Raw genomic sequence first — 13,229 nt, 5'->3', positions numbered from 1 at the left:
TGTTTGAACCAACAGTCAAGGGCCAAAGCCCCCCCAAACCCCCCACGAAAAACCGGCGGGCCAACTCAAATTCGATGCCCCCTGTAGGAGCTGCCGGAGGCTGCGATCTTTTGATCTTGATCTTCAAAGGCCAGATCAAAAGATCGCAGCCTCCGGCAGCTCCTACAGGGTTGTGGTCTTACGAGCCTTTATTGCCCTTTTCATGCGCCGGGTCATAGACCTTGGTCAGGTCGCCACCGAGGCGGAAGGTCTTGAACGGCTGCATGCCGCGCTTCTTCTCGATCACATCCGGCGGGCAGGTGTAGAGGGTGCAGAACGGTTCGAGCCAGGCGAATTTCATGTCCTCTTTGAGGTCGGTCATGTCCTGCTCTTTGCCGTTCTTCTTCTCGAATGCATCCGGGTCTTTCACCCCGGCCAGAACCCGATCACCCAGGCGCTTCAGCGCACTGTTGTTTTCCTGACGCAGATCGACACCGTTGACCTGGGCGAAACTGGCGATCATCGCCAGCGGCGGCAGGGCGTAGTTGTGGTAGGCGAGGGCGCGTTGCTGGCGCTTGAGTTCGTTGGGCAGGAAACCGTCGGCGTCGACTTGATTGACCCCGACCTTGTATTCCTTCACGGCCCAGTCGAACAGGTCGCGACGGTTGGTCGCGACCGACGTTGCCATCACCGACCAGGCAGCCCAGTAGGAGTGGTTGTTGGTTTTTTCCAGCGGCAGGTTGTCCCAGTCGCTGACCACCTGATCGGCCATCTTGCTGAACCACGCCTCGATCTGCCGCGCCTCTTGCTGATGCGCCGCCAGCGGATGCGAGTCGGAGAATTTCAGGCGAATGTAGGACGAGGCCATGCTGCCCAGCGCCCATTTGCGCATCGACTTGCCGGTGTGGTTGAAGTCTTTCGACATCAGCGCGTCGGCCTTGGCCCACGCGGTCAACCAGTTGAGCGTGCAGTCGAGCTGCTCCGGGCGACCGTCGCGCATGAACTGCATCACCCGTTTGGCGGTGCCGCGCTCCAGGGTGGTGATGTCTTTGGTGGTGTCGCGGAAGGCTTTTTCCGACTGCACGTTCAGCGTCGCGCGGGCCTTGTCCGAACCTTCGTATTTGCTGCGAAACTGCAGCGGCCCGGTGTACGGCGCCGGCATCGCGTCGCAGCCTTCGCTCTTGTCGCCGGTCTTGAATTTATCCACCGGGGCGAAGTAGCCCTGTGGTGGACGCAGTGGCGCGGCGGCCTGCGTGGCGCCGGCGAACATCGCCAGGCTCAACAGGGTGGGGGCCAATAAAGATTTCAATTTCGGATTTCGCATAGCAGACCTCATTGCCCGACCTGAGCGGTTTGTGGCCCAGCGCCCGGGAATACGTTGCGTTTGCAGATTTTCGCTTCGACTTTTTGTGGCGCGGTGCCCGCTTCCGGGCCCTGGACTTCGACTGCCAGCAGGTTTTGCGAGGCCCAGTCTTCGTCCGTGCGCAACTCAAAGGCGAAACGACCGTCGGTGTCGGAGGTTTCCGGTTTCTCGATCTTGATGTCCTCGTGGCGACCGTTCATGTACCAGAGGGTGGCTTGCAGGGTTTTCACCGAGGGGTCGGCGAAGCGGATGTCGACCTGATGGCTGCTGTTCTGCAGGTTCAGGTTTTTGCTGTTGACCAGCAGTTCCTGTTTGCCGCCAGGCTTGAGCGTGGTGCTGGCGGACATTTGCGTGTCTTTGCCTTCGCAGCCGTTATCGAGCAACGACATCATCTGGCGGTAGATGGTCTCTTGGTCGAGGCGGTACAGCGGCGAGAATTCCCAGATGAGAATCTTCGGTGGCGTCTTCTGGAATTCGTCGCTGCCCAGGTACTGCAGCATCGAACCTTCCAGACCACCGCCGGGGAACGCGACATTGAGAATGTCGGCGCCAATGGCTTCTTCGAGGAAGCCGGCGAAGTTGTAGTTCTTGCCGCTGTGCGAGGTCCCGACCAAAGTAATTTGCGGGTTGCCGGAATCGCCGAACAGGTCGCCGTCACCGGCTTCGCCTTTCGGCTCGGTGGTGAACTGGTCCATGTACTGGATTGCGTAACTGGTGCCGCACAGTTGCCCGGCCATGTTGTGCAGGGTGCCGGTCTTGCCCATGCGTCCGGTGCGCTTGGTTTCGAACTCACGCTTGGGAATGTCGGCGAAGGCCGGGATCTGCTTGACCTTCTCGGCGACGATTTTCGCCGTGCGCTGGGCGCCGTACGGGGTCCAGTGCTGGTCGCCGCGGAAGTAGAAATCGTGCGCGGGCAGGGTGTCTGGCAGCGATTCGTTGGTCAGCGGCGACAGGTCTGGCACCACGTAACCCATCTTGGCGAAACGGCCGAGCATGGTCTTGTAGTTGCCCAGCGCTTTCTCGTAATCGAACGCGGCTTTTTCCGCCGGGTTGAGCTTGTTGCGGTTCACCAGGCCACGGGTCGGCTGGTAAACGATCACCAGCTCGACGCCTTTGGCCTTGAACGCATCGTGCAGCTGTTGCAGGCGTTTGTAGCCGGCCGGCGTGGTGTTGAACTCGGTGCGCAAATCTTCCTGGGTGCGGAACAGCCAGTCGCCCTGCGCCTGCACCAGGGTGGTGAAGTTCTGCTGATAGCGCGTGGTGTAGTTCTTCGCGTCATGCGCGGCCGGGCACAGGTTGCAGCACGGTTCGGCGCTGAACTTCGGCGGGGTGGCGCCTGCCGCTTCATCGGCACGGGCGCCATTGCTGGCCGCCAGAATGCCCACGGTCAGGGCCGACAGGCTGAGTAATCTGATCAAGTGTGGGTGCATAAAATTATCCTCAGTCCTGCAGTTCGGTCTGGCGTTCGACAGGGTCGATCAGCACGGCTTTCTGCTGGCGCACCAGCAGGTCGAGAATTTCATCCTGGCGCTCGCCGAGGATGCCGTTGAAGCTGATGCCGCTGGATTTGGTCGGCGCCAGCATCGACACGCGATACAGCTCGACACTCAAGGGCGAATCGATCGACAGCGGGCCGCTGCCGTTGGCCGCCAGTTCACCGCCGACCACGATCAGCGAGACCTGGGCGTCGAACGGGTCGAGCTTGATGTCACGGTCGGTGTCGGTCAGGTCCTTGATGTGGCCGTAGACGCCGGTCAAACCGTTGGCCATGGCGACGTTTTCGTAGAGGCGGATGTTCACGCTGTTACGAATGCGGATGCCGTGGCGCTTGTTGCTGATGACCTTGTTGCCCCACAGCAGGTTGTCGGCAGACTCGTAGAGGGTGATGCCGTCGGTGTGGTTCTTGTAGATCTCGTTGTAGGCAATGATGTTGTTGACGCTGTTACGGTCGATCACCAGGCCCGAGAGGTGGTTGTCGAAGCTCTTGTTGTTGAAGATGAAGCTGTCGTTGACCTCACGGGAAATAATGATCCCGTGCTTCTTCTTCGTACCGTGGACGGTGTTCTCGGCAATGATCAGACCGTGGGAACGGTCATGTGGGTCGATGCCGTAGACGATGTTGTCCTTGTAGGTGTTGCCCTTGACCACGAAGTCGCGGGTCTCGTAGCAATAGAAGCCGTACCACATGTCGGAGAACTCGGAGCCGACGATCCAGCCGGTCGGCTCGGGACGCTTGAGCACCTTGGCCATGTTTGGCGTGTACTGGGAAATACTCACCCCGTACGACTTACTGTTGGCGTAGCCGAAGCTGGCCATCTTGCTGTTGACGATGTAGGTCTCGGTGCCACCCCAGGCCAGCAGGAACGGCCGGAATTCCTTCGGCGAACGGAAGGTTGCCGGGCCATTGTCCTTCTCGCGCCAGCCGGTGACCTTGGTGTCACGCACGAACAACTGTCCGTCGTTGACCAGGAACGAACCGGCCTCTTGCGACAGACGCAACTCCTGGGTCTGGCCGTCGATTTCGAGGATGCCTTTGCGGCCGACCACGATCGGCAGCTTCGCCAGGTACACGCCCGGCGAGGTTTCGCTGAAGTACTGCTTGGGCAGTTTCTGCGCCAGATCCTTGAGGTTCATATAGCCGTCGTCAACGAAGATCGCCTGCGGGATGCCGTGCTGACGCACCACCCATTCGGCCATCTTGTTGTCGCCGCCGATGAAGTCTTTCAGGGCGTCTTCCTGCATCATCCGGCGCACGCTGATCTTGCCCGCTTTGCTGCGGTTGATCTTCGCGGCGGCGGCCTCGGCGGTGAAGCCGGACAGGTCAGGCAGTTTCGGCTTGGCCAGTTCCAGCGCCTCGGTCGGCGCGCTGCTGACGGTGTAGGTCTTGGCTTGTTGCAGCTCTTTGGCGGTGGTCACCGGTTTGCCCTGTTGAGGCACAGCCGGTTCCACCGTGGCGAAGGCGCCAGCGGAGGCCAGCAGCATGGCGCCGGCCAACAGGCTGAGCGAGCCTTTCCTTGCATGGTGCATGTCGGGCACTCCCTTGGCGGTTTGCATCAGAAGCGCCAGATCACGTCGATGAACGCGCGGTGCATGTACGAATCAACCTGGCTGCCATAGGCATCACCCGGCTTGAACACGCCGCCACGGAAGCGCACGAGGGCCGAAGGCTCGTCGATCGACTGGCTCAACGCCGCCGGCAGCAGGCCTTGCTTGAAGTATTTGGTGACCACCAGGTCCATCTCCTGCCCCAGGTCCTTGTTGCCATCCTGCAGCGGCAGCGAGGTGCTGGAGAGGATCGCGCCAGTAACGTCGTCGGTGTTGTTTTCCACGGCGTTGATGCCGTTGCTGCCCACCGGCTTGTTGCCGTCCACGCGCCAGAACTTGTGGTAGATCAGGCTGGCGTCGTACTGGTCGTTGAGCATCCACGAACCGAACAGGGTGGCGGTCTGCATGTTGCTCATCTCGCCACGGAACGCTTCGCCGAAACGGTGCACTCGCGAGCGCGTACCGGTGTAGTTGGAGCGGTTGCTCTCCAGACCGTTCTGTTGGTAATCGGCGCTGGCGCGGGCATACGCCGCACCGACCTGCCACTGCGGATCGAGGCGCAGGCGCACGCCGAGGTCGGTGGCCCAGCCGTTGATGTCGTCACTGCGCTTGGCTTGTGCCGGGGCGCTGCCGTCTGAGTTCAGCGGGTTGACCGAGTCGCGGTCGCCGCTCATGCCGGTGATGCTGCCCCAGTAGTTGACGGTGTTGGTGTTGCGCCAGTTGTAGGCGTCGCTGTCGGCGGTCAGGCCGAGCCAGCTGATGTCACCGTTCTGGGTCTTGTCGAGCGAGTCGCGGGGCACACCCGGTTCGGCGTAATCGAGTTTGCCGTCATCGTGGGTGTGGTGGCCGCGAATGCCGACCCATTGCCCCGGCGTCCACTGGTAAGCGGCGTCGGCGTAGGCGTGCAGGCGATCCTTGTCTTTCGGCGCCAGCTCTTTGAGGTCGGTGCGGTATTCGCTGAAGCGTTCGGCCACACCGACGTTGGCGCGCAACAAGGTGGTGTCGAAGGTCCAGTTCAGCGCTTCGATGTTGGTGTCGCGCCACTGGCCGTCGTCGTTGCGCAGACGCTGGCGACCGAACTTGAGCATCTCGCCCGGGTAAGGCGTGAGGCCGCTGTAGCCGACCCAGAACTCGCGCATCGCCAGGTAGTTTTTCTTGGTCTTGCGATCACCGTTGTCGGTGGCCTGGGTGCCGTCGGTGTCGGACTGCTGCAGGGTGTCGGTCTCGATGATGTCGGTCGAGGTCACGGCCTGGCCCATGGCGTAGGCGCTCCACGCGCCGCTTTCGCCGTAGACCCACGGACGCAGGTCCAGGCCCACACCGTTGACGTCGCCACCGGGGGCCGTGCCGAGGTCGCGGTCGTCTTCGGACTGGCCGGTGATTTTCACTTCCAGGCCGAAGTTTTTGCTTTCAGTCATCGCGGCCAGTGTCGGGCAAGACCAGATCAGCGCGAAGGTGAGGCCAATGCCGGCCTTCACAAAGGGATTCAACTTCATAGGGATTCCTCGCCGTCTTCTTCTTGCAGGGCGTGCAGTTGCAGCGTGTTCTGGTTCAAGGCGCCACGGCTGGCCTGTTCCTGTTGCAGCAGGCGCTGGGCTTCGGCCAGACGCTCGGGCGGCAATTGCGCTGCGAGGGTGGTCGCCAGTTCATCGGCTTGCGGGGTGTTCTGCGCCTTGGCCAACTGACTGAACACGTAGGCGTTGAGCGGGTCGGGCTGGGTGCCCTTTCCTTGGGAAAACAGTTGGGCAATGGCGAAATCGGCGCTGTTCTGGCCGTTGCGCGCGGCGGTCAGCAGATGGTCGAGGGCCTTCTGCGGATAGACCTTGCCCAGGTAACCACGGCGATAGATCTGGCCGAGGTAGTAGTCGGCGGCGACTTCGCGGCCAACGGCTTTCTGGAAGTGTTCTTCGGCGACTTTCGCGTCGGCCGGGACCAGTTTGCCTTCGTAGTAGAGCTTGCCCAGCAACAGTTCGGCGCGCGGCTGATCGGCGGCGCGGCCGTTGTCCAGGTACTGCATCATCTGATCGACGTCACCCAGTTCCGGGAAGTCGTAGAGCAGTTGCGCGAGGGTCACCCACGACGCCGGGTAGCCCGGGGCGGTCGGTTCAAGCAGCGCTTGCGCGGTCTTCTCGTCGGTCTTGCCCAGGGTCGCATCGGCCAGCACGCGGGCCACCGAATCGACGCGCTGCGCGCTGACCGTGCCACGGCTGTAACCGGCCTGCATCTGCTTGATCAGCTCGGCCTGTTGCTCCGGCTGGGCACGTTTCTGATAGACCGTGGCCAGTTCGACGTAGCAGATGTCGGTGCTGTTGAGCGCGGCTTTGCAGATCTTTTCCACGTCATCCAGATGCTGGTCGTAAGTGCCCTGGGTGCGATACAGCAGCACCTGCGCCAGACCCGCTTCCGGGTAACCGGATTTGCGCCACTGATCGATCTGCCGCTGGGCGTTGATGTTGGGGAAACTGTGCGGGTATTGCAGGTACAGCATCGCCAGCGGGATCAAGGTATTGCCTTCGCCATGGGCGGCGGCCTTTTTCAGCAGGCTTTCGGCTTCGTGATGCTCAGCCTCGGTAGAGCCTGGCTTGGCCACCAGCAGGCGCCCGAGACGGGCCTGGGCCCGTGGCGAAACGTCGGCGGCAGCGCGGTAGGTCGCCTCGGCCTGCTTGATCTGCGCGGGGTCGCGGCTGTCGACCTGGATATCGGCGAGGCCGACTTGCGCTTCGCTGTAACCCAAGTCCGCCAGCGCGCGGTAGTTCTGCGCGGCGGTGGCCGTGTCGCCGCGCTTGAGCGCTTCGTTGGCCAGACGCTGGTCGGGCAGGCCGGCGCAACCGGCCAGACTGACTGCCAATGCCAAGGCACACACTGTTCCCATGTAGGAGTGAGCCTGCTCGCGATTCAGGCAACTCGGTACATCAGACAAACCGCGGCGCTCCCATCGCGAGCAGGCTCGCTCCCACAGGGTCGGCGGTGTGTTGAAGATATGAGTAGTCACAGGCATGTCCTCGACTTAAAGACCGGCAGCCGTGGCTTTGTCGATCAGCCAGTTCAGGTTCGGGCCACGGTCGCTGTTCACTTCCACCGGGCGACCGGCGAAGCGGCTGTCCAGCGGCTCGTCCGGCTGGATCTGCACGCGGATGTCGGAGGACAGGTCGGCGCTTTTCAGGCTGGTGCTGCTGACGACCTTGCCGGTGCGGGTCTGGTCTTCGCCGGCGATCTGGAAGCTGACGGGTGTGCCCGGACGCACGTCGCCGAACTGGCGATAGGAGAAGCGTGCATCGACGGTGGCCTGGGTGTTGCGCGGTACCAGGGTGAAGATCACGTCGCCCTTGCTCGCGTACTGCCCGTCCGCCACCAGTTGCTGGGCCACGGTGCAATCGCAAGGGGAGGTCAGGGTGCCGGTCATCTGTTTGCCGAACAGTTCTTCCACCTTGGCCGGCGACAGTTGATCTTCGTCCAGATGACCCTTGAGCACATCGAGCATGCTGGTGCTGAAGGTCGCCAGCGGGGCACCTTTGGCCGCCACGCCGTCGGACTTGACCAGGCTCTGCACGGTGCCGTCGCGCGGCATGGTGATGTTCATCCCCGGTACGCTGACCAGACCAGCCTGCGCGTGACTGACGAAGTACATGCCGTACACCGATTTGGCGACAAAACCGAAGGCCAGCAAGCCGACGGCGAAAATCCCGGCACTGAAGGTCACCGCTTTCAGACGCCCGAACGGGGTCATGCCGCTGCCGCCGTCCTTGACCTTGCGCGCCTTGGTGAAGTTGTCGCGCTGCAGGGTCGCCAGCACTTCACCCATGCTGACGATGTCGCCGGCCAGGTGCGAGGTGATCAGGTGACGCAGGGTCGAGATGTCCTGTGGTTCCAGATTCTGGAACTGGCAACCGGCGCGGCCGGTCTGGCGGTCGTAGGAGCGCACTTGCAGCTCGACGTCCATGGCCAGGCCGAGGTTGTCGATCACGAACTGCAGGCGTGCCTTGTACACCTCGCCGAGGGTCAGCGGCATCTGCCCGGCGTTGAACGCCAGACCACCGGCGGACAGGTCCAGGACCCGGGCTTCGACTGGCGTCCTGTCAGGGCCGAAGAAGCGCAGTTTGGCCGGGATTTTCACGCGGGCGTGTTGGCGCTGGGCTTCGGATTCATGCACTACGTTGGCGTTGACGGCGGTATTCATAGGGGCGATTTCCTTGTTAATTCAATAGGGGCGGGTCAGACCATCATCAGCAGCACGGCGACGAAAATGCTGCCGGCGGAGAAGGTCATGGTCCGAGACGACCAGGTGTTGAACCAACGTTGAAAGCTGGCGAGATCACGGGTCAGGGAAGTGGGTTGGCGAGTCCAGGATTGTTGGTCGAGGCGGAAGAACACGTAGATCTTCACCAGCGCGCCGACGATCTGGTTGTAATAGAGGATCACCGGGTAAGCCGGGCCGATCCGGTGACCGGAGCACGACAGCAGCAGGGTCAGAATCAGCCGGGTGATGCCGATCCACAGCAGGTAGGCGAGGATGAACGCGCCGCCGTACTTGAAGCTGGCGATGATGGCCACGGTCAGGCCCAGCAAGGACGTCCACATCGATACGCGCTGGTCGAACAGCACCACCGAGGTGAAGGCGCCGAGGCGTTTCACACCCAGGCCCAGCGCTCGCGAGTTCTGGCGCAGGTTGTTGCCGTACCAGCGGAACATGAGTTTGCGGCTGGCCTTGATGAAGCTCTTTTCCGGCGGGTGTTCAACGGTATTGATCGCCGCGTCCGGCACGTAAAAGGTGTCGTAACCCAGGCGCATCAGGCTGAACCAGCTCGACTTGTCGTCGCCGGTGAGGAACTTGAAACGGCCCAGGCGCCAGTGTTGCAGCGAGTCGCTTTCGACGTCGGCGATGAATTCCGGGTCGGTCACCACGGTGGCACGGAACACCGACATACGACCGGTCATGGTCAATACGCGCTTGGACAGGGCCATCGAGCACATGTTGATGTGGCGCTGGGCGAAACGCAGCTTGTGCCATTCGCTCATGATGTAGCCGCCGCGCACTTCGCAGAACTCGTTGGTGGTCAGGCCGCCGACGTTGCCGAACAGCTGGAACCACGGCACGGTCTTGCGCACGGTGCCTTCGCCGAGCACGGTGTCGCCGTCGATCACGGCGACCACCGCGCGGTCGTCCGGCAGGTGACGGGAGATCGCGCGGAAACCATAAGCCAGGCCATCGCGCTTGCCGGTGCCGGGAATGCGCACGAAGTCGAGCTTGACCCGGTCTGGCGGATTCATCCGCGCCCACAGCGCTTTGACCAGCAGCTCGTCGGACATTTCGACGATCGAGCAGACCACGGTGGTCGGCAGTTCGCAGTCGATGGCTTCGCGGATCACCGAGCTGTAGACCTGCGCCGTGGTCAGCGCGTCGATACGGAAACTGGTGACCATCAGAAACACATGCGACGGGTCCGCCGCTTTACCCAGCTTGCGCACTTTGCGGCGCAGGTGCGGGTAGACGATGTAGAGAAAAATCATGCCGCGCACAAAGTGCGTAGCACCCATCGAATAGCGCCAGATACCCACGGCGCCAATCAGGAAAATGAAGTCTTTCGACTCGGAGTCGAATGTGGACGTGGGCAGCATCAAGGCCAGGCCCATCAGCAGACTGAGATAAAAAAGCCAGCCGGCTGATTGCAGAAAAAAATGTTTGAGCTTGCTCATCAGCGTCATCCGAAGGTGATGGAGGCTTCAAGCCGCAAGCGAGGTGCTTTTGCTTGCGGCTTGAAGCTTGAGGCTTGCTGCTGCCTTACCAGCAAATGCCTTCGGTGCGAGTACCGGCGTTGGTGGCTTTGGCCATGAAGCCGACCAGGTCGATGACCTGTTTGCCTTGCGGTGCTTCCTGGGCCAGCGAGCGGAATTTCTCGTCGCGGTTGCCGAGGATGATCACGTCGGAGTTATTGATCACCGAATCGAAGTCCGAGTTGAGCAGGGACGACACGTGCGGGATCTTCGACTCGATGTAGTCCTTGTTCGCGCCGTGGACACGGGCGTACTCGACGTTGCTGTCGTAGATGCTCAGGTCGTAGCCCTTGCCGATCAGCATTTCGGCCAGTTCCACCAGCGGGCTTTCGCGCAGGTCATCGGTACCGGCCTTGAAGCTCAGACCGAGCAGGGCGACTTTGCGTTTGTCGTGGCTTTCAACGATGTCGAAGGCGTTCTGCACTTGCGATTCGTTACTGCGCATCAGCGAGTTGAGCAGCGGTGCTTCGACGTCCAGCGAACCGGCACGGTAGGTCAGGGCGCGCACGTCTTTGGGCAGGCACGAACCGCCGAAGGCGAAGCCCGGGCGCATGTAGTACTGGGACAGGTTGAGGGTCTTGTCCTGGCAGACCACGTCCATCACTTCACGGCCATCGACGCCGACCGCTTTGGCGATGTTGCCGATCTCGTTGGCGAAGGTCACTTTGGTCGCGTGCCAGACGTTGCAGGTGTACTTGATCATCTCGGCGACGGCGATGTCCTTGCGGATGATCGGTGCGTCGAGTTCTTCGTACAGCGATTGCAGAACGTCGCCCGAAGCCTTGTCGAACTCGCCGATGACGGTCATCGGTGGCAGGTCGTAGTCCTTGATCGCGGTGGATTCACGCAGGAATTCCGGGTTGACCGCGACGCCGAAGTCGACGCCGGCCTTCTTGCCCGAGCAGTCTTCGAGAATCGGGATCACCACGTTGGCGACGGTGCCCGGCAGCACGGTGCTGCGGACCACGATGGTGTGGCGGGTGGTTTTTTCACGCAGCACGAAACCGATCTCGCGGCACACGGCCTCGATGTAGTTCAGTTCCAGGTCGCCGTTCTTCTTGCTCGGTGTACCGACGCAGATCATCGACAGGTCGGTGTCACGAATCGCCTCGGCGAAGTTGGTGGTACCGCGCAGACGACCGGTCTCGATACCCTGGGCCAGAAGTTCACCCAGACCTGGTTCAACAATCGGCGACTTGCCGGCGTTGATCATGTCGATCTTGTCTTTGGCAACATCGACGCCAACCACGTCATGGCCCCGTGCAGACAGGCAACCGGCACACACTGCGCCAACGTAACCCAAACCAAATATGCTGATGCGCATCGCAATTACCTCTGTGTTTTATCAGGCCATTAGATGGCCGGAGTTAATGGTGTTCAGCGGTCGTAGTGCACTCGAAAGTGCGGCAAACAGGCGCCACAATGCCGTGTGCAGGCATACTAAGTTCCGAGTGTCTAAATAAGTGCACTCAAGATGTGCGCAACTAGGCCTGATTGTTATTGCTTGCCCTGTTATGCAGCCGATCTTCTTGTAGAAAGACTCTTGTGCATGTGTTCAGTCCACCTGATGTCGGGCGAAAAGCCCGTAGATCAAGCGGTTGGGTGCTCAGGCGAGCACGTTTACAGGGGCGCAGCCTCGGCCTTGTAGAGGATGTTTCTGGTGCGTATCACCTATCCATCGCTAGTTCATCAGATGAGTGAACCATCTAGGCAAGTTGCTGTGACAACTTGGTTACATGGTTCTCCGCTCTGCGTAAGTTATCTCGTACAAACTCGGTGAGAATCGTTACCGGTGGTATGAGCTATGCATTTGGACATAGTTCCTACCCACTCATCGCGAAATCTGAAATTTTTTGAAATATTGCCAAAGATGGCACTGGTCTCAATTTGATAGCACTTTCGATTTGGGCCTTTATTAATCGGTGCGTAATCGAGCTAGATAGTTTTGTGCCACTACCGTAAAAAATTTTACGTGCCACTACTGAAAAAAAGTGCGGCTGTCGAGTGAAACTAAAATTAGAATTGGGGAGGTCGGTTTTATGGCGCCAATAAATCGGCGAAATGTAGCGGGGGATTTTTGACGTCGTGCGAGCTGCACGACTCTTTATAGAAAGAGTCGTGCAATGGGCATGCTTTATTCAGGGGCGTGATCGCGCAGAAACACCAGATTGTCCGGTTTGGACTGTTCGGCGCTGTAGCGATAACCCTGCACATCGAACTGTTTGAGGGCAGCCGGATCGTTGATCTGCTCCTGAATCACGAAACGGCTCATCAGGCCCCGGGCCTTCTTCGCATAGAAGCTGATGATCTTGTACTGGCCGTTCTTCAGGTCCTTGAACTCGGTGTTGATGATCCGCGCGTTCAGGGCGTTGCGCTTGACCGCCGAAAAGTACTCGTTGGAGGCCAGGTTCAGCAGCACGTCGTCGCCTTGTTCGGCGAGCGCTTCGTTGAGCCATTCGCTGATGCGCGTGCCCCAGAAGGCGTACAGGTCCTTGCCACGGGCGTTGGCCAGTTTGGTGCCCATTTCCAGACGATAGGGTTGCATCAAGTCCAGTGGACGCAGCAGGCCATAGAGGCCAGAGAGCATGCGCAGGTGCTGTTGCGCGTAGTCGAACTGGGCCTCGCTGAACGATTGCGCGTCGAGGCCGGTGTACACGTCACCCTTGAACGCGAGCAGGGCCTGCTTGGCGTTTTCCGGAGTGAAGGCGGGCGTCCAGCTGCCGAAACGAGCGGCGTTGAGGCCGCCGATCTTGTCGGACACGTGCATCAGTTCGCTGATTTGCGCCGGGCTCAGTTCGCGCAGTTGCTGGATCAGCTCCTGGGAATGGTCCAGGTATTGCGGCTGGGTAAAGCGCTGGGTCGCCGGCGGTGTTTCGTAATCGAGGGTCTTGGCGGGGGAAATCACCATCAGCATGAAGTCGTCTCCTTTAATCGTGGAGGCGATTCTAGGGGGTTGGCCGGGTTGACTCCAGCTATCAAGCCCATAGGTGATCGACGGCAAAAGTATTCTTGCGGATAACCCTGTGGCGAGGGAGCTTGCTCCCGCTCGAGTGCGCAGCACTCGCAAACC

9 protein-coding genes are annotated in these 13,229 nt (G+C 60.7%); all 9 read right to left on the bottom strand.

The window, feature by feature from the left end:
- Positions 1 to 178: 178 nt before the first annotated feature.
- A complete protein-coding gene (locus HBN98_RS03825; RefSeq protein WP_064586063.1) occupies positions 179 to 1,303 on the bottom strand; it encodes a mannuronate-specific alginate lyase in 1,125 nt (374 codons plus the stop codon).
- Positions 1,304 to 1,311: 8 nt separating this feature from the next.
- On the bottom strand, positions 1,312 to 2,772 hold the full coding sequence (locus HBN98_RS03820) for an alginate O-acetyltransferase (protein ID WP_083366954.1): 1,461 nt from the start codon (positions 2,770 to 2,772) through the stop codon (positions 1,312 to 1,314).
- 10 nt (positions 2,773 to 2,782) lie between these two features.
- Positions 2,783 to 4,369 carry a mannuronan 5-epimerase AlgG gene (algG, locus tag HBN98_RS03815; RefSeq protein ID WP_064589955.1) on the bottom strand — a complete coding sequence of 529 codons (1,587 nt, stop codon included), beginning with the start codon at positions 4,367 to 4,369 and terminating at the stop codon, positions 2,783 to 2,785.
- 26 nt (positions 4,370 to 4,395) lie between these two features.
- Positions 4,396 to 5,883: an alginate export family protein gene (locus tag HBN98_RS03810; protein ID WP_083366953.1), complete on the bottom strand. Its 1,488-nt coding sequence runs from the start codon at positions 5,881 to 5,883 to the stop codon at positions 4,396 to 4,398.
- Positions 5,880 to 7,385, bottom strand: coding sequence for an alginate biosynthesis TPR repeat lipoprotein AlgK (gene algK / locus HBN98_RS03805; RefSeq protein ID WP_169844029.1), 1,506 nt, complete (start codon positions 7,383 to 7,385; stop codon positions 5,880 to 5,882). Before algK ends, HBN98_RS03810 begins: the two co-directional genes overlap by 4 nt.
- Positions 7,386 to 7,394: 9 nt before the next feature.
- Entirely contained in the window at positions 7,395 to 8,564 is a 1,170-nt protein-coding gene (locus HBN98_RS03800) for an alginate biosynthesis protein Alg44 (protein WP_064586067.1), read from the bottom strand.
- A 35-nt stretch (positions 8,565 to 8,599) separates the two neighbouring features.
- Complete coding sequence (gene alg8, locus HBN98_RS03795) at positions 8,600 to 10,081, bottom strand: mannuronan synthase (RefSeq protein WP_162276290.1); 1,482 nt, start codon at positions 10,079 to 10,081, stop codon at positions 8,600 to 8,602.
- A gap of 85 nt (positions 10,082 to 10,166) precedes the next feature.
- A complete protein-coding gene (locus HBN98_RS03790) occupies positions 10,167 to 11,483 on the bottom strand; it encodes a nucleotide sugar dehydrogenase (protein WP_083366950.1) in 1,317 nt (438 codons plus the stop codon).
- Positions 11,484 to 12,293: 810 nt separating this feature from the next.
- On the bottom strand, positions 12,294 to 13,073 hold the full coding sequence (gene yaaA / locus HBN98_RS03785) for a peroxide stress protein YaaA (protein ID WP_064586070.1): 780 nt from the start codon (positions 13,071 to 13,073) through the stop codon (positions 12,294 to 12,296).
- Positions 13,074 to 13,229 lie beyond the last annotated feature (156 nt).

Origin of the sequence: Pseudomonas koreensis, from assembly GCF_012986595.1 — a bacterium.
GTDB classification, from domain to species: domain Bacteria; phylum Pseudomonadota; class Gammaproteobacteria; order Pseudomonadales; family Pseudomonadaceae; genus Aquipseudomonas; species Aquipseudomonas koreensis.
The sequence above is the reverse complement of the archived record's forward strand: the minus strand, read 5'-3'. Positions and strand labels throughout refer to the sequence as shown.

Coding starts and splice junctions, on each gene's coding strand:
- HBN98_RS03825 (WP_064586063.1), bottom strand. CDS start 1,303: ATGCGAAATCCGAAATTGAAATCTTTATTGGCCCCCACCCTGTTGAGC.
- HBN98_RS03820 (WP_083366954.1), bottom strand. CDS start 2,772: ATGCACCCACACTTGATCAGATTACTCAGCCTGTCGGCCCTGACCGTG.
- algG (WP_064589955.1), bottom strand. CDS start 4,369: ATGCACCATGCAAGGAAAGGCTCGCTCAGCCTGTTGGCCGGCGCCATG.
- HBN98_RS03810 (WP_083366953.1), bottom strand. CDS start 5,883: ATGAAGTTGAATCCCTTTGTGAAGGCCGGCATTGGCCTCACCTTCGCG.
- algK (WP_169844029.1), bottom strand. CDS start 7,385: ATGCCTGTGACTACTCATATCTTCAACACACCGCCGACCCTGTGGGAG.
- HBN98_RS03800 (WP_064586067.1), bottom strand. CDS start 8,564: ATGAATACCGCCGTCAACGCCAACGTAGTGCATGAATCCGAAGCCCAG.
- alg8 (WP_162276290.1), bottom strand. CDS start 10,081: ATGAGCAAGCTCAAACATTTTTTTCTGCAATCAGCCGGCTGGCTTTTT.
- HBN98_RS03790 (WP_083366950.1), bottom strand. CDS start 11,483: ATGCGCATCAGCATATTTGGTTTGGGTTACGTTGGCGCAGTGTGTGCC.
- yaaA (WP_064586070.1), bottom strand. CDS start 13,073: ATGCTGATGGTGATTTCCCCCGCCAAGACCCTCGATTACGAAACACCG.